The 20,110-nt window shown below is 66.1% G+C and carries 21 protein-coding genes; 8 read left to right on the forward strand and 13 right to left on the reverse strand.

What is annotated here, in order from left to right; genetic code table 11:
- Position 1: 1 nt before the first annotated feature.
- Positions 2-1,315, reverse strand: a complete 1,314-nt coding sequence (locus ARADN35_RS0105065; RefSeq protein ID WP_035196757.1) for an efflux RND transporter periplasmic adaptor subunit — start codon at positions 1,313-1,315, stop codon at positions 2-4.
- 297 nt (positions 1,316-1,612) lie between these two features.
- Here ARADN35_RS0105065 and ARADN35_RS0105070 point away from each other — a divergent pair, with 297 nt between their 5' ends.
- Genes ARADN35_RS0105070 through ARADN35_RS0105105 form a run of 8 tightly spaced genes read left to right on the forward strand, consistent with a single transcriptional unit; the run spans position 1,613 to position 7,479 of the window.
- Entirely contained in the window at positions 1,613-2,023 is a 411-nt protein-coding gene (locus tag ARADN35_RS0105070) for a DUF2306 domain-containing protein (protein WP_010459712.1), read from the forward strand.
- A 45-nt stretch (positions 2,024-2,068) separates the two neighbouring features.
- The gene (locus ARADN35_RS0105075; RefSeq protein WP_010459714.1) at positions 2,069-2,641 is read left to right on the forward strand and encodes a DUF6622 family protein; all 573 of its coding nucleotides are present in this window, start codon (positions 2,069-2,071) and stop codon (positions 2,639-2,641) included.
- 58 nt (positions 2,642-2,699) lie between these two features.
- The gene (locus tag ARADN35_RS0105080) at positions 2,700-2,990 is read left to right on the forward strand and encodes a 2TM domain-containing protein (RefSeq protein WP_010459716.1); all 291 of its coding nucleotides are present in this window, start codon (positions 2,700-2,702) and stop codon (positions 2,988-2,990) included.
- Between the two features lie 37 nt (positions 2,991-3,027).
- Positions 3,028-4,098, forward strand: coding sequence for an alpha/beta hydrolase family protein (locus ARADN35_RS0105085; RefSeq protein ID WP_010459718.1), 1,071 nt, complete (start codon positions 3,028-3,030; stop codon positions 4,096-4,098).
- A 33-nt stretch (positions 4,099-4,131) separates the two neighbouring features.
- A complete protein-coding gene (locus ARADN35_RS0105090; RefSeq protein ID WP_010459720.1) occupies positions 4,132-5,175 on the forward strand; it encodes an alpha/beta hydrolase in 1,044 nt (347 codons plus the stop codon).
- Between the two features lie 59 nt (positions 5,176-5,234).
- Positions 5,235-5,558 (forward strand): 2TM domain-containing protein, encoded by a 324-nt coding sequence (locus ARADN35_RS0105095; protein WP_010459723.1) that lies wholly within the window; start codon positions 5,235-5,237, stop codon positions 5,556-5,558.
- Entirely contained in the window at positions 5,555-6,643 is a 1,089-nt protein-coding gene (locus ARADN35_RS0105100; RefSeq protein ID WP_010459724.1) for a sensor histidine kinase, read from the forward strand. Before ARADN35_RS0105095 ends, ARADN35_RS0105100 begins: the two co-directional genes overlap by 4 nt.
- Positions 6,640-7,479, forward strand: coding sequence for a LytR/AlgR family response regulator transcription factor (locus ARADN35_RS0105105; protein ID WP_010459726.1), 840 nt, complete (start codon positions 6,640-6,642; stop codon positions 7,477-7,479). Before ARADN35_RS0105100 ends, ARADN35_RS0105105 begins: the two co-directional genes overlap by 4 nt.
- Before the next feature lie 13 nt (positions 7,480-7,492).
- Here ARADN35_RS0105105 and ARADN35_RS0105110 read toward each other — a convergent pair whose 3' ends face one another.
- The 12 genes from ARADN35_RS0105110 to ARADN35_RS0105165 all read right to left on the reverse strand — a co-directional run bounded on the left by ARADN35_RS0105110 (position 7,493) and on the right by ARADN35_RS0105165 (position 20,097).
- Positions 7,493-8,134, reverse strand: coding sequence for a LysE family translocator (locus tag ARADN35_RS0105110; protein WP_010459728.1), 642 nt, complete (start codon positions 8,132-8,134; stop codon positions 7,493-7,495).
- A 97-nt stretch (positions 8,135-8,231) separates the two neighbouring features.
- Positions 8,232-8,858, reverse strand: coding sequence for an ABC transporter ATP-binding protein (locus ARADN35_RS0105115; protein ID WP_010459730.1), 627 nt, complete (start codon positions 8,856-8,858; stop codon positions 8,232-8,234).
- A gap of 193 nt (positions 8,859-9,051) precedes the next feature.
- The gene (locus ARADN35_RS0105120; RefSeq protein ID WP_010459732.1) at positions 9,052-10,059 is read right to left on the reverse strand and encodes a zinc-binding alcohol dehydrogenase family protein; all 1,008 of its coding nucleotides are present in this window, start codon (positions 10,057-10,059) and stop codon (positions 9,052-9,054) included.
- 15 nt (positions 10,060-10,074) lie between these two features.
- Positions 10,075-11,034 carry a sugar kinase gene (locus ARADN35_RS0105125; protein ID WP_010459734.1) on the reverse strand — a complete coding sequence of 320 codons (960 nt, stop codon included), beginning with the start codon at positions 11,032-11,034 and terminating at the stop codon, positions 10,075-10,077.
- The gene (locus ARADN35_RS0105130; protein WP_010459736.1) at positions 11,031-12,548 is read right to left on the reverse strand and encodes a mannitol dehydrogenase family protein; all 1,518 of its coding nucleotides are present in this window, start codon (positions 12,546-12,548) and stop codon (positions 11,031-11,033) included. The genes ARADN35_RS0105125 and ARADN35_RS0105130 overlap by 4 nt, the downstream gene beginning before the upstream one ends.
- Entirely contained in the window at positions 12,548-13,759 is a 1,212-nt protein-coding gene (gene manD / locus ARADN35_RS0105135; RefSeq protein WP_010459738.1) for a D-mannonate dehydratase ManD, read from the reverse strand. The genes ARADN35_RS0105130 and manD overlap by 1 nt, the downstream gene beginning before the upstream one ends.
- 22 nt (positions 13,760-13,781) lie before the next feature.
- Entirely contained in the window at positions 13,782-15,305 is a 1,524-nt protein-coding gene (locus tag ARADN35_RS0105140) for a UxaA family hydrolase (protein WP_010459740.1), read from the reverse strand.
- Entirely contained in the window at positions 15,302-16,708 is a 1,407-nt protein-coding gene (locus ARADN35_RS0105145; protein ID WP_010459741.1) for a TRAP transporter large permease, read from the reverse strand. The genes ARADN35_RS0105140 and ARADN35_RS0105145 overlap by 4 nt, the downstream gene beginning before the upstream one ends.
- Before the next feature lie 14 nt (positions 16,709-16,722).
- Positions 16,723-17,334 carry a TRAP transporter small permease gene (locus tag ARADN35_RS0105150; protein ID WP_010459743.1) on the reverse strand — a complete coding sequence of 204 codons (612 nt, stop codon included), beginning with the start codon at positions 17,332-17,334 and terminating at the stop codon, positions 16,723-16,725.
- 9 nt (positions 17,335-17,343) lie between these two features.
- Complete coding sequence (locus ARADN35_RS0105155) at positions 17,344-18,312, reverse strand: sialic acid TRAP transporter substrate-binding protein SiaP (protein WP_010459745.1); 969 nt, start codon at positions 18,310-18,312, stop codon at positions 17,344-17,346.
- Between the two features lie 53 nt (positions 18,313-18,365).
- Positions 18,366-19,379, reverse strand: coding sequence for an L-idonate 5-dehydrogenase (locus tag ARADN35_RS0105160; RefSeq protein ID WP_010459746.1), 1,014 nt, complete (start codon positions 19,377-19,379; stop codon positions 18,366-18,368).
- Between the two features lie 19 nt (positions 19,380-19,398).
- Positions 19,399-20,097 carry a FadR/GntR family transcriptional regulator gene (locus ARADN35_RS0105165; protein WP_029413359.1) on the reverse strand — a complete coding sequence of 233 codons (699 nt, stop codon included), beginning with the start codon at positions 20,095-20,097 and terminating at the stop codon, positions 19,399-19,401.
- Positions 20,098-20,110: the final 13 nt, after the last annotated feature.

Below are 20,110 nucleotides of genomic sequence, written 5' to 3' on the forward strand. Positions count from 1 at the left end.
CTCAGGGGTTTTGCGCAGGGCGCTGACGGCGCTGGCGACCTTCACCCGAAGCGCCGCTGCGCGGGCTGCTGGCCCCCGCGCGGGGTGGGCGTGCGGCCTGCGCACCCGGCAGCTGCACGGCCATGCCATCCTGCAAACGGTCCCCGCCCTCGGTCACCACACGCTCGCCCTCCTTCAGGCCCTCGGTGATCGCCATCAGCCCCACCGTGGCCTGGCCGCGCTTGACCTTGCGCAGCGACACCGTGCGGTCTTCGTTGATGACATAGACATAGTCGCCATTGGCCCCCGTGCGCACGGCAGTCACGGGCACCACCAGCGCAGGCACATTGCGCAGCAGCAGCTGCACGTTCACGAACTGATTGGGAAACAGCGCGCCCGCCGCATTCTCGAACCGCGCCTTGGCCTTGACGGTGCCTGTGGTGGTATCGACCTGGTTGTCCAGCGTAGAAAACCGGCCTTTGTCGAGCTCGGCCTTGCGGGTGCGGTCCAGTGCCGTCACGGCCAATGCATCCGCGCCGCCATGAGTGGCCTGGGCGGCCTGGATGTCTGCCACACGGTCCTGCGGCACCGAAAACTGCACATCGATCGGGGCCACCTGGGTGATGGTGGCCAGGCCTGCCGTGTCGCCCGAGGTCACGTAGTTGCCTGCATCCACGGCGCGCAAGCCGATCCGCCCTGTGGCTGGCGATGTGATGCGCGTGTAGTCCAGGTTCAGCCGTGCCGTGCCCTCCTGGGCCTTGTCGGTCACCACCGTGCCCTCCAGCTGCTTGACCAGCGCGGCCTGGGTGTCCACATCCTGGCGCGCGATGGAGTCTTGCGACAACAGGGTGCGGTAACGCTCCAGGGTCAGGCGGGCGTTCTCCAGCTGCGCCTCGTCGCGCTGGCGGGTGCCCTGGGCCTGCATCAGTGCCTGCTCGAAGGGACGGGGGTCGATCTGCGCCAGCAACTGCCCCTTCTTGACCATCTGGCCCTCGGTGAACAGCACCTGGGTCAGCATGCCCGACACCTGGGGCCGCAGCGTGACCGTGGTGGCCGGGATCACCGTACCCAGTGCGTCGACGACCACCGGCAAATCCGCCTTGCGCACCAGGGCGTCCCCCACCGTCACCATGGGGCGTCCACCCCCTGGATTGCCCGGGCCGCCGCTGGATTCGCCATTGGCCCGCTCGATGAGATACCACGCGGCACCCCCCACCAGCGCCACCAGTACCAGGGCCAGAAGACTCCCTACCCAGCGGGAACGTCGTGGCGGTTTGCCAGAGGGGGCGGGAGGAATCGCCGATGGCGGGGGCGCGTTGACTTCTTGGGGATTCATGGCGGTCCTGATTCGTGTTCTCGGGTGCAGGCTGGGCCGGGGTCCAACCGTACCGGATCGTAGAGGCTCATTTCGCGCTCTGCCTTGAACGCTGTGCGAAGAAAAGTAAACCTTGGGGTCAAAGCCATGGGAGCAGGGAGACCCATGCCCCAGCGACCGCCCCCGGAAGCACCCACAGGTCGCGCCGCGCTCCTGCATTTCGCGGCAGTCGATCCGCATTTCGTCGCAAGCCGCTGGAATCACTCCGGCGGTGGCGGCAAAGTCCGCTCCATTGAAGAACGAGCCCGGAGCACCGCCATGCAACTCACCCCCGTCATCGCCATCCACCTCGCCGCTGCGCTGGCAGCCACCGCCATCGGCCCCATCGCCCTGTGGGCCCGCAAGGGCGCTACCCAACGCCCCCGCCTGCACCGCGCCGCCGGGTACGCCTGGGTGACCCTGATGGTGGCCGCGGCTGTCTCTGCCATTTTCATCAATGGAGGCCATGGTCCCCGCTGGGGGAGCTTCGGGCCCATCCACCTGCTGATTCCGGTCACGCTGGGCCTGCTGGTGCTGTCCTTTGTCTTCCTGGCCCGCCGCAACATCGAAGGCCACCGCCAGACCATGCAAAAGGTCTACATCGGCGCCTGCGTGGTGGCCGGTGGCTTCACCCTTCTTCCCGGACGCTTTCTGGGGCACTCGCTCTGGTCTGCACTGGGCGTGATCTGACTCTTTCCTCCACCCCCCTATCCATCCCTACCCAGGAGCCACACCATGCTGCTCAATATGATTGTTCACCAGCCTCAGGCGCTGATCCAGGTCGTCACCCACACCCCCTACTGGGTCTGGGGCCTGCTGGCTGCCTTGGTGGGGCTGGGAGCCAGCCAGCTGTACGACCGCACCGCCAGCCTGCGCCGGACCCAGCTCATGCCCCTGGGCATGGCCGTCTTTTCGGTCGCCGGCGTCCTGTCGGCATTCGGCAGTTCGGCGCCCATGGCCGCACAGGCCGTAGGCGCCTGGCTGGCTGCCGCGGCCGCAATCACCGCACTGGCCCTGTGGTTCCAGCCCACGGCCCCCACCGGCACGCTCTACGCATCCTCGTCGCGCAGCTTCTACGTGCCAGGCAGCGCCATGCCGCTCGCACTGATCGTCGGCATCTTTCTCACCAAGTATTTCGTGGGGGTCGAGTTGGCCATGCAGCCCTCCCTGGCGCGGGATGGCGCCTTTGCCCTGCAGATCTCGGCCCTGTATGGCGTGTTCAATGGGCTGTTCGCCGCCCGTGCACTGCGGATGTGGCGCTTGGCACAGCAAAGCGTGGTCTACGGCGCAGCCCCCGTGGGCACCTGAGCCCCGCCCGAACCCTCCACTTCCATCGAACTGCCTCACCTTGCCTGGAGACATCACCATGCGCTACGCACACCTCACCCAAGACCCCATCGAACGCCTGGCCCGCAAGCGCGCCGGGGCCAAGCTGGGCTGGTACATGCACGCCGGGGTCTATCTGCTGGTCAACCTGCTGCTGATCACCCTGTCGGCCGCCAGTGGCCGGCACTGGGCGGTGTACCCCGCACTGGGATGGGGCATCGGCCTGGCGGTGCATGGGGCGGTGGTGTTCCTGGTCGCGGGCGGTGGGCTGCACGAGCGCATGGTGCAGGCCGAGCGAGACCGACTGGCACAGCAGGGCCCACGTCCTTGAACCCGCCAACACCCTCCATCCGCACGAAAGAAATCCCATGAAGATGCTTCGACGCCTGACCCTCGCCCTGCTGGCCCTGGGCGCTGCCGCCGCATGCCAGGCGGGCACCGGCCTGGCGGAACTGCCGGGCTTGCCGGGGGATGGCCCCGTCACGGTGTTCTACCCCAGCAGCAGCGCCGACGAACCCGTGCAACGCGGCCCCTTCCAGCTGCAGCTGGCCTGGCAAGGCACCCCCGTGCGGGGCAACGGCCGCCTGATCGTCATCACGCACGGGTCGGGCGGCAACCCGTGGGTACACACCGATCTCGCGCGCGCAATGGTGGCCGCAGGTTTTGTCGTGGCATTGCCCGAACATGCGGGAGACAGCTCCAGGGACCCGTCCACCCCCGGCCCCGAGAGCTGGAAGCGCCGCCCCGCAGAGGTCTCCCGCGCCATCGACACCGTGGCCCAGGACACCCGCCTGGCCCCGCTGCTGGCCCTGGACAAAGTGGGGGTCTTCGGCGGTTCCGCCGGTGGCCACACTGCCCTGAGCTTGGCAGGCGGCGCATGGTCGCCCGCACGCTTCCGCCAGCACTGCGAGGCCCACATCGCCGAGGATTTTTCCTCCTGCGTCGGGTTTATCACCCGGCTGCACGGCAACTTGCTGGACGGCCTGAAGAAATGGTTTGCACTGGCCGTGATACGCCACCGTTTTGGCGATGAAACCGCCTACACGCACCAGGACCCGCGCGTGCAGGCGGCCGTGGCCAGCGTGCCCTTTGCGGCAGACTTTGACATGGCTACCCTCGCCACCCCGCGCATCGCACTGGGGCTGGTGACCGCTGGCATGGATGTCAACCAGATTCCGCGCTTTCACAGCAGCGCTGTGCTCTCTGCCTGCCAGGACCGCTGCACCCATGTGGCCCACCTGCCGGGCGCCAGCCACGGCGCCATGCTCTCGCCCATGCCGCCGCTGCACCTGCTCAACGATGTGCAAACCGCGCTGCTGGGCGATCCCCCCGGTTTTGACCGCAAGGTGCTGCCCGAAGTGGATGCACGGATCGTGGCTTTCTTTGCGCAGCACCTGCAGCCACTGCAAGCGCCGCCACCGCTGCAGGCGGCGCACTGACCGGGCCTCAACAATCCACTCGCCCCTCCCATCATGCTGCTCCTCTCTGCCGCCACACTCGGCCTGCTAGCCACCATGACGCCGTCCGCCACACTGCGGCCCCGCCGCCGGTACCCCATGCTCATCACAGCCATCCTCCTGGCCGCAGGCCTCGCAGGCCTTGCCGCCGCCATTGCCTGGGGCGGCCCCAAAAACATCCCGCCACTGACCAGCGTCAACGACCCGTTCAAGGGCGTGGACTACAGCCGCGTTCCTCCGGCCCAGCGTTACACAGCGCGCGATGGCACATCGCTGGCATGGCACAGCTACAGTCCCCCCCAGGCAACGGCAGACGCCCCAAAACACCGAGTGGTGCTGGTGCATGGGTCTTCCGCGCGCGGACAGTCCATGCATGTGCTGGCGCAGGCACTGGCGACCGAGGGGCATGCCGTGGCGACCCTGGACATACGGGGGCACGGCGCATCCGGCCCTCGGGGCCAGGCCGCCTATGTGGGCCAGCTGGAAGACGACATCGAAGACTTTCTGCGCGCCGTGCCGCACGCTGGCCCGCAAACGCTGATGGGGTTTTCGGCAGGCGGCGGGTTTGCGCTGCGTTTCGCAGGCAGCGCGCGGCAGGACCTGTTTGGCCGCTATGTGCTGCTGTCGCCTTTTTTGCACCACAACGCACCCACATCGCGGCCTGACAGCGGCGGCTGGGCGTCGGTAGGCCTGCCCCGCATGGTTGCCATCACGATGCTCAACCAGATCGGTATCACCCGATGGAACCACCTGCCCGTGCTGAGCTATGCCCTCAACGATGCAGCACGCGAGCTGCTCACGCCCCGCTATTCATATACGGTAGCCACCAACTTCCGCCCCCACAATGACTACCAGGCTGACATCCGCAATGCCCGGGGCACCGTCTGCATCGTGGCCGGGCAGGACGATGAGCTTTTTTACGCCGACCGCTTTGCCGATGTGTTTGCCCAGGCCGGCAAGCCCGTGCCCGTCACCCTCGTGCCTGGCGTCAACCACATCGGGCTGACGCTGGACGCCCAGGCTGTGGCCACGGTGGCGCGCCACGCCTGCCCTGCGTAGCCCGCCCCTAGAATCCCTGCAGCGCCACCCAGCTTCCAACCCTACCCCCCGCCACTGCCATGTCCTCACCCCTGAGCCCCGAAGAGATCGAAGCGCTGGCCCGCCGGCGCGCCAGTGCCAAGCTGGGCTGGTACGTGCACGCCGTGGCGTTCGTGCTGGTCAACGCGGCGCTCTTTGCCATGTCACGCTATGCGTTCGGTACGCGGCCCTGGTCGGTCTACCCGCTGCTGGGCTGGGGGCTGGGGCTGGGGCTGCATGGGGTATCGGTATTCCTGCTGGGCAGCGGCAGCGGCCTGCGCGAGCGCATGGTGCAGCGCGAGCGCGAAGCCCTGCAGCGCGCGCAGGCGCAGAAGCAAGACCCGCAGCGCCAGAACCGGCCATGACACTGCGGCACCAGTTCAACGGCATCAGCAAGCTACGGCACTACCTGCAGGTGGTGGCCTTCACGCTGGTCGTGGCCACCCTCCAGTACGCCTTCATGCCCGACAAGCCCTACGGGCCGCCGGTGGTGTATTCGGTGCTGATCGGCACCTTCACCTGGGCCATCATCGACCTGGGCCGCGAGCTGATCCCATCGGCCGCCGAGACGGGCTGGCCGCAGGGCTGGCAGGGCATTGCGCTGGTGATTGCGGGCATCGTCATCGGCTACCTGGCGGGCACGCTGCTGGCGGATGCGCTGTGCGTGTACTACTTCCGCTTCTACCCGGCTGGCACCTCATTGTCCGGGGCGGACCAGCGCACCTCCATCCTCATCACGGCCATTGCCGGGCTGGTGGGCAGCTACTACTTCTACGCCATGCACAAATCGGCGTATCTGGAAGACAAGATGGCCGAGGCGCGCATGCACGCCAGCGAGGCCCGCCTGAAACTCCTGGAAACCCAGCTCGAACCCCACATGCTGTTCAACACGCTGGCCAATCTGCGCGTGCTGATCGGCACCGACCCCGTGCGCGCACAGGAGATGCTGGACCGCATGATCGCCTACCTGCGCGCCACGCTCACCGCGTCGCGCAGCACCCAGCATCCGCTGGCCAACGAGTTTGACCGCCTGCGCGACTACCTGGAACTGATGGCGGTGCGCATGGGCCCGCGCATGGCCTATACGCTGGACCTGCCGGATGCGCTGCGGGATGTGCCCGTGCCCCCGCTGCTGCTGCAGCCGCTGGTGGAAAACGCCATCCGCCATGGCCTGGAGCCCCAGGTGGAAGGCGGCCACATCACCGTGCGCGCCAGCACGCGCCCGGGGCCCAGCGGCCCACTGCTGGTCGTCGAAGTCAACGACACCGGCGCGGGCCTTCCCGACACCCTGCCCACCCCGGGCCCCGGCCAGAGCTTTGGCCTGACCCAGGTGCGCGAACGCCTGGCCACATTGCATGGTGCTGCAGGAACTCTTGATTTGATAGCTGCCAGCGCAGGTGGAACAAGCGCCAGCGTCGTTTTTCCTTTGAAATCTGTCACCCACCCATGAACCAGCCCGCCCCCCGCGCCCTGATTGCCGAGGACGAACACCTGCTGGCCGCCGCGCTGCAGCAGGAGTTGACCCGGGCCTGGCCCGAGCTGCAGATTGCCGCCACCGTGGGGGACGGCCTGTCGGCCGTCAAGCAGGCCCTGGCCCTGCTGCCCGACGTACTGTTCTTCGACATCCGCATGCCCGGCCAGAGCGGCCTGGACGCCGCCGTGGAGCTGGCCGACGCCTGGCCCACCGAAGGCCCCTCGGGCCGGCCCTTTCCCGCGCTGGTGTTCGTGACGGCCTACGACCAGTACGCGGTGCAGGCGTTTGAAGCGCAGGCCGTGGACTACCTGCTCAAGCCCGTGCAGGCGGCCCGGCTGCAAAAAACCGTGCAAAAACTGCAGCTGGCGCTGATGAATAAAGCGCAACCAGCTATCAATTTAGAAGCAACCATGGAGCAGCTGCGCCACCTGCTGACAGCTCCCGGCATCGCGTCGCCGCCCGCTGCGGCGGCACCGAGCAGCACCACGCCCCTCACCCTCATCCAGGCCAGCAGCGGCAGCCAGATCCACATGGTGCCCGTGGCCGACGTGCTGTACTTTGAAGCGGCCGACAAATACGTGCGGGTGCTGACTGCGGCGCGCGAATACCTGATTCGCACGCCGCTCAAGGACCTGATCGGCCAGTTGGACACCCAGGTGTTCTGGCAGATCCACCGCAGCACCCTGGTGCGCGCCAGTGCCATCACCACCGTGACCCGCGACGAGGCGGGCAAGCTGCATCTGGAGCTGGCGGGCCGCGCTGAAAAGCTGCCGGTGAGCCGCCTCTACGCGCACCTGTTCAAGGCGATGTAGTCCCCGAGAGTTTTTACCGATTGGTGGCCAGCAGCAGGCCACCCGCCCCCATGAAGAATCCGCCGGTGGCCTTGTTGAGGCGCACCACGCCCCGCGAGGTGCGGATAAACCGGCGGATCTGCCGGCCCCCGGCCGCGTAGACCGCCGTGGACACAAACTCGGCCCCCAGGTACACAGCCCCCAGCACCACAAACTGGCGCAGGGCCGGCTGGCTGGGGTCGATGAACTGCGGAAAGATGGCCGCAAACAGGATGATGGCCTTGGGATTGGTGATTCCCAGCAAGAACTCCTGCGCGATGAGCGATTGCAGGCGCACCGGGGTGCCGCCCGCTTTCACCACACCCCCATCTGCGCCGTCCACCACGTCCAGCCCACTGAACTCGCGGCTGCGCCACGCGCGCCAGCCCAGCCAGAACAGGTAGCAGGCCCCGACCCACTTCACGGCCGTGAAGGCGGCCTCGGACGCCAGCAACATCGCCCCCAGGCCCACCGCGGACACCGTCAGGAAAATCGCGAACGCAGCCACCCGCCCCAGCGTCGCCACCATGGCCGCACCAATCCCCGCGCGAATGCCGTTGTTGAGGCCACAGAAATTGTTGGGTCCGGGCGTGAGCGCAATGGCAACCGCCACCGGGGCAAAAAGAAGCGCGTCCATGGAACAGTCCTTCGGGGAACGGAGAAACACAAAACAGCAGTGCAGTCTAAAACAAGCGGAGGTTGACGGCCACGGCGTCCGGCGGCGAGGACCCGGTTCAACCGTGGAGTTCCACCACCGTGCCCCAGGGCACACCCGGCAAGGCCTCGTAATGCGCTACCACCACCACGCGCCCGGGCTGGATGGCCACCTGCGCCAGGGCGCGGCCCAGGTAGGCCATCGATGGCTTGTCGAGCCCGCCCACCGGTTCGTCGATCAGGGTCAGCGGCGCCCCCGAGGCCAGCGCCCCGGCCATGAGCACCTTGCGTTTGCTGCCGGTGGACAGCGCATAGAACGGCTTGTCCAGATGTTCATGCAGGCTGAACCCTTCGGTGTGGACCGCCAGTGCAGCGGCATCCCACGATGGGTAACGCGCCGGAAGGCTGCCTAGCCAGCCACGGGCCGTGAGTTGGTCCAGGTCGCCCGAGCGGGGGTCGGCCCAGAAGACTTGTTGGGCATAGGCCTTGGGGGTTTCGCGCGCGTTCACACCCTGCAGCGTGATGCGCCCAGCCTGCGCGGTGAGTTCCCCCGCCAGCAGGCGCAGCAGCGTGGTCTTGCCACTGCTCTCGTCACCACGCACGAGCGCCAGGCCTGCGGGCAGCGCCGCCGACCACTGGTCCAGCACCCCACATTCGGGGTAGGCAAAACACAGGCCCTCCACCTGCAACACCACGTTCTCAGACATCCTGCTCCCTTGGGTTGATGGATGGCGCAGGGCATTCTTCTTCTACAGCCTGCGCCGCCCTGCGATTCTAGAGAGCGGTTGGGTTTGTCTCGGCTGCGCCCGCAGCCAACCCCTGGCCTGGTTGACGCACAACCCCCACAACGCGGCGTCTGCGCCCGTCCATTGCAGCGGACCTACCGGGTGCGCGAGCCGGTCAGCACTCCACAATCGCCTTGATCACGCCGGCCTTGGGGTCCAGCAGGTCCTGGAACTTGGTGGGCACTTCGGCCAGGGTCAGACGGTGGGTGTTCAGTGCCTGTGGAATCAATCCTTCACGCATGGCGTTCAGCACGGTCTCAAAATCTTCGGCGGTGGCATTGCGGCTGCCCATCAGGGTCATTTCGCGTTTGTGGAATTCGGGGTCGGAGAAGGTGATGTTCGCGCCCACCACCGAGATCAGCACATAGGTGCCGCCATGCGCGACAAATTGGAAGCCGCGCTCCATAGCCTTGGGGTTGCCGGTGGCGTCAAACACCACGTCATAAAACTCACTGTCTGTCAGTGCTGCGAGTTGCGCCTCATCGGACTCACCCAAAGAAACACCGGCTCTCACTCCCAGCGACTGCGTGCAGAAGTCCAGTCGGTCCTGGCGCCCGTCCAGTGCAGTGACCGTGGCGCCGCGCAGCTGCGCAAAAATCATGGCCGCCATGCCAATCGGCCCAGCGCCCACCACCAGCACCCTCTGGCCTGGCCCCACGCCCGAGCGGCGCACGGCATGGGCGCCGATGGACAAAAACTCCACCATGGCGGCCTGGTCCAGCGACACACCCTCGGCCTTGTGCACAAACTGCTGGGGCACGCACAGGTATTCGGTAAACGCGCCATCGGTGTGCACGCCCAACACCTGGATGCGGGTGCAGCAGTTGGTCTTGCCGGCGCGGCAGGCAATGCAGGTGCCGCACGAGAGGTAGGGCATCACGTACACCGTGTCGCCGGATTGCAGGGCGCTGCCAGCAGGCGCGGTTTCCACAATGCCCGACAGCTCGTGCCCCATCACGCGGGGGTAGCTCAGGTAAGGCTGGTTGCCGGTGAAGATATGCAGGTCGGTGCCACACACCCCCACACGTTTGACACGCAGCAGCACTTCGTCGGCCGCACGGTCTGGCAGGGGGCGGTCGTGGGCACGCAAAGTGCCGGGGGTTTCACAAACAACGGTCAGCATGACGGGATCCTTCGTTCAATCCAAATTCTGTGCATTCAGTTCCGCGCGCGTGGGCAGGCCTTCCATGTCGCCCACCACCTGCAGTGCGCGCGAGGCAATCCAGTTGGCGCGGCGCACGGCCTGCGGCCAGCCCAGCCCTTCAAGCTGCGCGCTGATGGTGCCCACGGCAAACGCGTCACCGGCACCCACGGTGTCCACCACCACAGGCACGGTCACACCGGGCACTTGCCCTTGTTCACCGCTGGCGGTGCGGAAGTAAGCGCCTTCAGCGCCTTGCTTGATGACCACGGCCTTGGCGCCCCGGTCCAGGTACCACGCGGCAATGTCCGCCGGGGTGTTTTGCCCAGTCAGCAGCTTGCCTTCATCAATGCCTGGCAACACCCAGTCCGCATGGCGGGCCAAGTCGTTGAGGGTGTCGCGCATGGTGGCTACGTCGGGCCACAGGCTGGGGCGCAGGTTGGGGTCGAACGACACGCTGCGGCCGGCGGCCCGCAGGGTCAACATGGCGTGGACCACCAGTTCGCGAGCGGCGGGCGACAGGGCGGGCGTGATGCCCGTGGTGTGCACATGCCTTGCGCGCAGCGCGTAATCGGTTTTCAAGTGCGCCACGCTGAGCTGGCTGGCGGCCGAGCCGCGGCGGTAGTACTCAATCGCCGGGTCGCTGCCGTCCACGCTGCGCGACTTGAGCATGAAGCCGGTGGAGCGTTGCGGGTCCAGCTCCACCTGCGAGGTGTCCACGCCCTCGGCCTCAATCGTCTTGCGCACATAGCTGCCAAACGAATCCGTCCCCAGGCGGCTCACCCAGCCAACTTTGAAGCCCAGGCGCGCCAGGCCGATGGCCACATTGGTGTCGGCACCGGCAATGCGTTTGCTGAAACTTTGTACCTCGGCCAGTGGGCCGGGCTCTTGCGCGACCAGCATCGCCATGGTTTCGCCCAGGGACAGGACGTCGAGTGTGTCGGGCATCGTGCTCATGCGGTCAACTCCCCGTGGTTCACCGCTTCCAGGGTGGCCGCAACCCCGTGTGCTTGCAGCGACTGCAGCAAGGGCACCAGCGCCGCCGTGAGTGCTGCATGGCCCGCCAGGTCGCCAAACACCGGCGCATAGGCCAGCATGGCTTGCACGGTGTGCGGACTCACGCCTTGGCCCAGCGACTGCTGGTACAGCGCGGTGAGCTGGGTGGCATGCGGGTCGTCAATGCCGTAGGCCTGGCCCAGTTCGTCCACGCCACGCAGGTAGTGCATCCACGCGGCCAGACCCAGGGCCATACGCGGCACGGGCAGTTGCCGGGCCAGGCGGTCGCGCAGCGCGCCCAGCAGGCGCTGGGGCAGTTTTTGCGAGCCGTCCATGGCGATCTGCTGCGTGCGGTGGGCCAGGGCCGGGTTACCGTAGCGGGCCAGCAGGTTGTGGCGGTAGGCCGCCAGGTCCAGGCCGGGCAAGGCAGGCAGGGTGGGTTCAATCTCGTCGCGCATCAGCGCTTCGATGTGCGTGTGCAATGCAGGCTGCGCAATCGCCTCGTCCACGGTCTGCCAGCCGGCCATGGCGCCCAGGTAGGCGAGGCTGGAGTGGGTGCCATTGACCATGCGCAGCTTGAGCCGCTCAAAAGGTTCGGCATCGGGCACAAAACGTGCGCCGCCCAGTGTCCAGTCCGGTCGGTCTGCGGCAAATTCGTCTTCAATGGCCCAGTCAAAAAAAGGCTCGCCCAGCACGGGCCAGGCGTCAACGCAACCCAGCGCAGCACTCACCATTGCACGGTCGCCATCGGTGGTTTTGGGCACGATGCGGTCCACCATAGAGCATGGAAAACGGCACTGGCGCTCTATCCACGTGCGCAAGGTGCTATCAATTTCTTCAGCAAAGCGCAGTACGGCGGCACGCAGCACACGCCCATTGGCCGGCAGGTTGTCCAGTGACATGAGCGTGAGCGGCCCATGGCCTTGGGCGTGGCGCAGCTGCAAGCCGAACACCAGCATGCCAATGGCGGAGCGGGGAACTTGCGGGTGCGCCAGGTCGTGCACGATGTCGGGGTGGTCCAGCCGCAAGGCACCGGTGGCAGGGTCGTGGCAGTAGCCTTTTTCCGTCACCGTCAGGCTCACGATGCGGGTGTCTGCGGCGGCTATCGCCTCCAGCACGGCTTGCGGGTTCTCGGGTGCTACCAGCAGGTTGCGCACGGCACCAATGACTTGCAGGCGCTGGCGGGGTTGGCCTTGCGCATCCGCATCACGAATCGCCAGTGTGTACAGCCCGTCCTGCGGCGCCAGGGCATCGCGGGTATCGGCTTGGCGCAGCGACACGCCGGTGATGCCCCAGCGCAGGTCGCCGGCGGCAATGGCGGCCTCGGTGGCAGCGGCCATGTGGGCGCGCATGAAGGCCCCTATGCCGAGATGCACGATGCCGTTTTTCAACGCACGGCGGTTGTAGGGCGGGCGCACCACGGCGGCAGGCAATGTACCCACCGTGGTGTCGTTCAATCGGTTCATGGCCGCCATCACCAGTTGGTCAGCGTACCGTCGTGCTGCAGGCGGTTGACCGGCAGGTAGGCACGTTTGTAGGGGTACTTGGCGGCCAAGGCCTCGTCGATGGTCACGCCGTGGCCCGGTGCCTCGCCGGGATGCATATAGCCGTCCTTGAAGCTGTAGGCGTGTGGGAACACGGCGTCGGTCTCGTCGGTGTGGCGCATGTATTCCTGGATGCCAAAGTTGGGCACCCACAGGTCAAAGTTGAGCGCGGCGCCCATACACACGGGCGACAAATCGGTGGCGCCATGCGAGCCGGTGCGCACCTGGTAGAGCGCGGCTAGATCCGCAATGCGGCGCAGGTGGGTGATGCCGCCGGCGTGGACCACGGTGGTGCGGATGTAGTCGATCAGCTGGTTCTCGATCAGGTCCTTGCAGTCCCAGATGGTGTTGAAAATCTCGCCCACGGCCAGCGGCGTGGTGGTGTGCTGTCGGATCAGGCGGAAGGCCTCCTGGTTTTCGGCAGGCGTGGCGTCTTCCATCCAGAACAGGCGGTAGGGCTCCAGGTCTTTGCCTAAGCGGCCGGCCTCAATGGGGGTGAGGCGGTGGTGCACATCGTGCAGCAGGTGGATGTCTGGCCCCACGGCCGCGCGCACCTTGTCAAACAGCTCGGGCGTGTGGCGCAGGTATTTCTCGGTGGACCAGTCGTGCTCGCTGGGCAGGTCGGCATCGGCCGGTTCGTAGAACATGGTGCCGCGGCCCACGCCGTACACCTTCTCCAAACCCGGCACACCGCTTTGCGCGCGGATGGCCTTGTAGCCCATCTCCTTGTAGCGCAGCACTTCTTCCACGGTCTGCGTGATGTCCTTGCCATTGGCGTGGCCGTAGACCATGACGCCGGTGCGGCTCTTGCCGCCCAGCAGCTGGTACAGCGGCATGTTGGCGGCCTTGGCCTTGATGTCCCACAGCGCCGTGTCCACCCCGGCAATCGCACTCATGGTGACCGGGCCGCGGCGCCAGTAAGCGCCCTTGTAGAGGTACTGCCAAATGTCTTCGATCTGCTGCGGGTCGCGGCCGATCAGGCAGGGAATGACGTGCTCGGTGAGGTAGCTGGCCACGGCCAACTCGCGGCCGTTCAAGGTGGCGTCGCCGATGCCGGTCAGGCCCTCGTCGGTTTCGATTTTCAGGGTGACAAAGTTGCGGCTGGGTGCGCAGATGATGACTTTGGCGGAAGTGATTTTCATGGTCTTGTCGGATGAAGAGGGGTTACATCACGGCGCCCAGCGCCCAGGGGACAAATTCGTTTTGACCGTAGCCATGCAGCTCGCTTTTGGTCTTGCGGCCCGAGGCTGCGGCCAGCATTTCCAGAAAGATGCGCTCGCCCAGCTGCTCCACGCTCTCACTGCCGTCGATCACGGTGCCGCAGTTGATGTCCATGTCCTCTTCCTGCTTGGCCCACAGTGCGCTGTTGGTGGCCAGCTTGAGTGAGGGCGAGGGGGCGCAGCCATAGGCCGAGCCACGGCCGGTGGTAAAGCAGATCAGGTTGGCTCCACCCGCCACCTGGCCCGTGGCCGACACCGGGTCGTAGCCCGGCGTGTCCATGTAGACAAAACCTTTGGCGGTGATGGGCTGGGCGTATTCGTACACGTCCACCATGGGCGTGGTGCCGCCCTTGGCAATGGCGCCCAGGGATTTTTCAAGGATGGTGGTCAGGCCGCCGGCCTTGTTGCCGGCGGACGGGTTGTTGTCCATCTCGGCGTGGTGGCGGGCGCAGTAGTCGGTCCACCACTGCAGGCGGGCCTCGAGCTTGTCGGCCACGGCTTGCGACACGGCGCGCTGCAGCAGCAAATGTTCGCCGCCATAAATCTCGGGGGTTTCGGACAGCACGGCCGTGCCACCGTGGCGCACCACCAGGTCCACCGCCGCCCCCAGGGCCGGGTTGGCGCTGATGCCGGAGTAGCCGTCGGAGCCGCCGCATTGCAGGCCCACCACCAGGTGGCTGGCAGGCACCGGTTCGCGGCGCACGGCATTGGCCTCGGGCAGCAATTGCTTCACCACCTCAATGCCACGCGCCACGCTTTTGGCGGTGCCGCCCGTGTCCTGGATACTGAAGGTCACCAGCTTGGCACCTTCGCGCAGACCTTCCTGCGCCAGCAGGCCCTGGATCTGGTTGGTCTCGCAGCCCAGGCCCACCACGATGACTGCGGCAAAGTTGGCATGGCGGGCGTAGCCTGCGAGTGTGCGGCGCAGTACCTGCAGGCCTTCGCCCTCGCTGTCGGTGGCGCAGCCGGCGCCGTGGGTCAGGGCCACGATCCCATCCACCTGGGGAAAGGCAGCCAGGGCCTCGGGGTGGATGTCGCGGCGGAAGTGGTCGGCAATGGCGCGCGCCACGGTGGCTGAGCAGTTCACGCTGGTCAGCACCCCAATGTAGTTGCGCGTGGCCACACGCCCGTCGGGGCGTTTGATGCCGTCGAACGTGGCCGGGGTATCGACATAGGCCACGGGCCGCACATCGCCGCCCACGGTGTGGCCGCGGTCAAAGTGGCTGAACGCCAGGTTGTGCGTGTGCACATGCTGGCCGGCCGCAATGGGCTGCGTGGCGGTACCAATGATCTGGTTGTAGCGCCGCACCGGCGCACCGGCCGCAATGGCGCGCACCGCGATCTTGTGGCCTGGCGGCACCAGGCCAGAGACGGTGATGCCCTCGGATTCAATGCGGGTGCCGCCCAGCAGTTGCTGCCGGGCGATGACCACATCGTCTTGCGGGTGAATGCGGATCACCGGATTCACTTGACCAACCCCATTTGCTGCGGCAACCACAGGGTGAGCGCCGGGATGTAGGTGATGGCGATCAGCGCCAGCATCAGCGGTACCAGCCAAGGCAGGATGGCGACGGTGGTGCGCTCGACCGAAAGCTTGGAGATGCGTGCCAGCACAAACAGCACCATGCCCAAGGGAGGATGCAGCAGGCCAATCATCAGGTTCAGCGTCATGATCAGGCCGAACTGGATGGGGTCAATGCCGAGCTTGAGCACGATGGGCAGGAGGATGGGCACCAGGATGGTGATGGCTGCAATCGTGTCGATGAAGCAGCCCACAAACAGGATCAGCAGGTTGGCCAGCAGCAGGAACACCCACTTGTTGCTGGTGATGGACAAAATCCAGTCCGCCAGGGCTTGGGCGGCCTGGGTGGTGGTGAGCAGCCAGGCAAAGATGGACGCCGCGGTCACGATGAACAGCACCGAAGCGGTAGTTTCAATCGTCTCGAACGTGGCCTGGGCCAGCGTGCGAAGGGTCATGGAGCGGTAGCGCACCAGGCCCAGAAACAGCGCCCAGATGACCGCTGCCATGGCAGCCTCGGTGGGGGTGAACCAGCCCATGGTCATGCCGCCAATCAGGATGACGGGCGCCATGAGGGCCAGCACGGCCGAAAAGTTGAAGCGCCAGTCCAGCACCAGCAGGGCCACAAAGGCCAGGCCCGCAGCCACGTTGACCGACATGCCGGCCTTGACCGCCAGCCACACCGTCATGGGAAAGGCCAGCACCACCAGAATCTCCAGCGTGGCACTGCCCAGGCGGGCCCATTGGAAAGCGACGTCCCCACCCCAGCCATTGCGGTGGGCAAAGTAGGCCACGGTGGCCATCATCAGCACGGTCATGAACAGGCCGGGGATGATGCCCGCCACGAACAGCGCGCCGATGGACACGTTGGCCATCATCCCGTAGATCACAAAGGGCAGCGAGGGCGGAATGATGGGGCCCAGCGTGGCCGAGGCAGCAGTGACGCCCACGGCAAATTCGGTGCTGTAGCCGTGCTCTTTCATGGCCTTGATCTCAATCGCGCCCAAGCCGGCAGCATCCGCAATGGCCGTGCCGGACATGCCCGAGAAGATGACCGAGCCGATGATGTTGACCTGCCCCAGGCCGCCCTTCATCCAGCCCACCAGCGCCACGGCAAAGTTGTAGATGCGGCTGGTGATGCCGGCAATGTTCATCAGGTTGCCAGCCAGGATGAAGAAGGGTACGGCCAGCAGCGGGAAAGACTCGATGCCCGCAATCATGCGCTGGGCCAGCACGATGTCGGGCACGCTGCCCGACACCAGGATGTAGACCAGCGAGCCGCCGGCCATGGCCACCGCCACCGGCAGGCCACACAACATCAGCCCCAAAAAGGAAACAATCAGGATCAGCATGGTGCAGGTTCCGTTCAGTCGGTGGAGCCGTCAAAGAAGCCAGGGTTTTGCAGTGCCGAGAAGCCGCGCCGCCAGTTTTCGATGGCCACCTGCACGGCCCGCAGGGCCATGAGGGCAAAACCGGCAAACGCGAGCCAGTACACATGGCTCTTGTTCCAGTCGATGGTGGTCATGGGTTCGTTGTTCACTGCCAGTGCGTAGCGTGCAACGAGCCAGGCCCCATAGCTGTAGAAGGCAATAGCGGCGATGTCTACCGCCGTCGACAGGGCCCGGCCTGCAGGAACGGGCAGGTAGCGGTAGACCAGGTTGACCTGGATGTGCCGCACCCGCCGCACACACATGGACGCCCCGATGAACACCACCGGCATCAGGCAGTACACGGCCAACTCTTCAGTCCAGGCAAACGAATCGTTCAGCACATAGCGGCTGAAGAACTGCAGAAATACCAAGCCGGCCATGGTCCAGAAAAAGCCCAGGCAAATCCAGTCCTCGACGCCGTAGACGGAGAGGTCGACTGTGTGCTGGTCGGCCTCTGCGAAGCTGGCCACCAGCGCTTCCGCGCTGGTTTCGACGGGATGCGACTCCGCCGCGCCGCCCGACAGGGGCAGGGAGCTGTGAAGCGTCATGGTGTCGCCTTACTTGATGGCCTGGATGCGGTCCCAGTCGGCTTTCTGGTAGCCGTATTGCTCAAACGGCACGTTCTTGAGCACGGTGTCGCGGAACTCACCGGTGTTCACCTCGGTCACGCTGATGCCCTTGCTGCGGAACACGGCGGCCAGTTCGCTCTCGCGGGCGGCCACTTCCTTGGAGGCCTTGGCAGCGGCTTCGAGCGCCACTTCCGAGAACATCTTCTTGTCGGCGTCCGACAGTTTTTTCCACAGCCCGCCCGCCACCACGGTGTTCAGGTGGTCCACGATGTGGCCGGTCAACACGATGTGTTTTTGCACTTCGTAGAACTTCTTGGCCTCAATCGTGGGCAAGGGGTTTTCCTGCGCTTCCACGGTGCCGTTTTGCAGCGCCAGGTAGACCTCGGCAAACGCGATGGGCGAGGTGTTGGCACCGCAGGCGCGTGGCATGGCCAGGTAGGCCGGCACGTCGGGCACGCGCATCTTCAGGCCCTTGAGGTCAGCGCACTTGGCAATGGGTTTGTTGCTGGTGGTATGGCGGGTGCCGTAGTAGGTGGTCGCAATGATCTGGTTGCCGCTTTTCTGTTCGTAGCCGGCGGTCAGCTCTTTGTAGATGTCACTCTTGGTGTAGGCCAGCAGGTGGTCCACGTTGCGGAAGGTGTAGGGGTAATAGGTCACGCCGATGCGCGGAAAGGCCTTGGCCGCAAAGCTCGAGCCCGAGATGATGATGTCCACCGTGCCCAGGCTCAGGCCCTGGTTGATGTCGTTCTCCTTGCCCAGTTGCGACGCGGGGTACACATCGATCTGGTAGCGGCCGGCACTGCGCTTCTTGATCTCTTCGGCGGCCCACACCGATGCGGTGTGGAAGGGCTCGCCCGGCTCGTACACATGGGCCCACTTGAGCTTGGTCTGCGCAAAGGCGGGGGCCGCAACCAAAAGGCTTGCAGCCAGGGCCAGGGTAATCCGTTGGAATGTCATGCTCTTTGTCTCCTGTTGTTGTGAATGTTGCGCAGCCGGGTCGTCACCGGGGTTTAGCCGGGAACAAGCTGCACCTTGGTACTGCGGCCTCTGTCCAAAGCCAGATCGAAGGCCGCTTTCGATTGGCTGATCGGCAACTGGGCGCTGATGAGCGGGCGCACATCGGCCCGCCGGCTGCGAATGGCCTGCACGGCCCAGTCGAATTCGATGTCGGCGCGGAAGGCGCCCACGTAGTCCAGCTCGCGAGACATGATGTCGTTGGCCGGGAAAGGAATTTCGGGCGGCAGCGTGCCCACCTGCACCACGCGCCCGCCGCGGCGCACTGCCGCCAGGCAGCTGGCCAGCGCGGCAGGGTGGCCTGCGGCTTCCAGCGCCACATCCGCGCGGCCCTTCCAGGCGCCGGCGTCAGGCAAGGCTTCGTCAGCGCCCACAGTCAGCGCCATTGCGCGCGCACGCTCGCTGGGGTCGCAGGCAATCACGCGGCCGGCACCGGCCAGGCGCGCGGCAATGACCGACATGCAGCCGATGGTGCCCGCGCCGGTGACCAGCACGGTGGCGCCCAGAATTTCGCCCGCGCGGCGCACTGCGTGCAGGCCCACCGACAGGGGCTCGGCACAGGCAATTTCGCCCAGGCTCACATCCTCGTCAATGGCAGTGAGCTGGGCCTCGTGCATCACAAAGTGCTCGCGGAAGAAACCGGGGATGTGCGGAAAAATGGCCGCGCTGCCCAGGAACACCATCTTCTCGCACAGGTTGCTGCGCCCGGCGCGGCAGGCGGGGCACACGCCACAGGGGTGGGCAGGATTGACCGCCACTTTTTGCCCCGGTTGCACCTTGGTCACCCCTTCGCCCACGGCGTCCACCACGCCCGAGGCTTCATGCCCCGGCACAAAGGGCGCGCGGATGGCGAAGATGCCGGCGCGGCCATGCTGGTAGTAGTGCAGGTCCGACCCGCAGATGCCACCCGCACCCAGGCGCAGGCGCACCTGGCCGGGGCCGGGCTCCTGAAGGGCAAGTTGTTCCACGCTGAGGTTCAGCGGGCCATTCAGGGTGCAGGCAAGGCTCATGGTCAGGCGTCCGGTGGGTTCACGCGTCGGCGGGGCTGTTCCAGCCGGCCGAGAAACGTTGGTGCGAGCGGTCCAGGTGACCGCTCATGGCGGCGCGGGCCATGTCGGGGTCTCGGGAGGCAATAGCGGCGACTACGGCGCGGTGCTCGTCCACCGCCTCTTTCCAGGTGGCTTCGCGCTCGAAGTGGCCACCCAGCGTGGTGAACAGTGGCCCATTGCGCTCGTCAAATAGCTGGGTCACCACCGCTTGCAGGGCACTGTTGTCGCTGGCCTGGGCAATGCGGATGTGGAAAGCGCGGTCGCCGCGGATGGGCAGGGTGCGCGCGGCAATGTCGGCCTCCATGTCGCGCAGGGTCTCCAACAGGTCGGGCACCAGCGTGGGGTCGGTGCTTTTAGCGGCCAGCGCGGCCAGTTCACATTCGATGAGCTGGCGTGCGCGAATGATTTCCAGCGGGCCGTGCGCGTTGTCCAGCAGGCGCACGCTCTCGCGGCCAATGACCACAATGCCCGAGCCCATGCGCACCTCGATCAGGCCCTCCACCTCCAGCGCAATCAGCGCTTCCCGCACCGACGGGCGGGACACGCCCATTTTTGCGGCCAGGTCGCGCTCGGCGGGCAGTTTGGATCCCACGGCAAATTCGCCGCTTTGAATGAGCTGGCGCAGCTGGTCGGCAATCTGGCGGTACAAGCGGCGGGGCTCTATGGGTTGAAAAGGCATGCGGAAATTGGCT

Origin of the sequence: Acidovorax radicis N35 (genome assembly GCF_000204195.1) — a bacterium.
GTDB lineage: Bacteria > Pseudomonadota > Gammaproteobacteria > Burkholderiales > Burkholderiaceae_C > Acidovorax > Acidovorax radicis.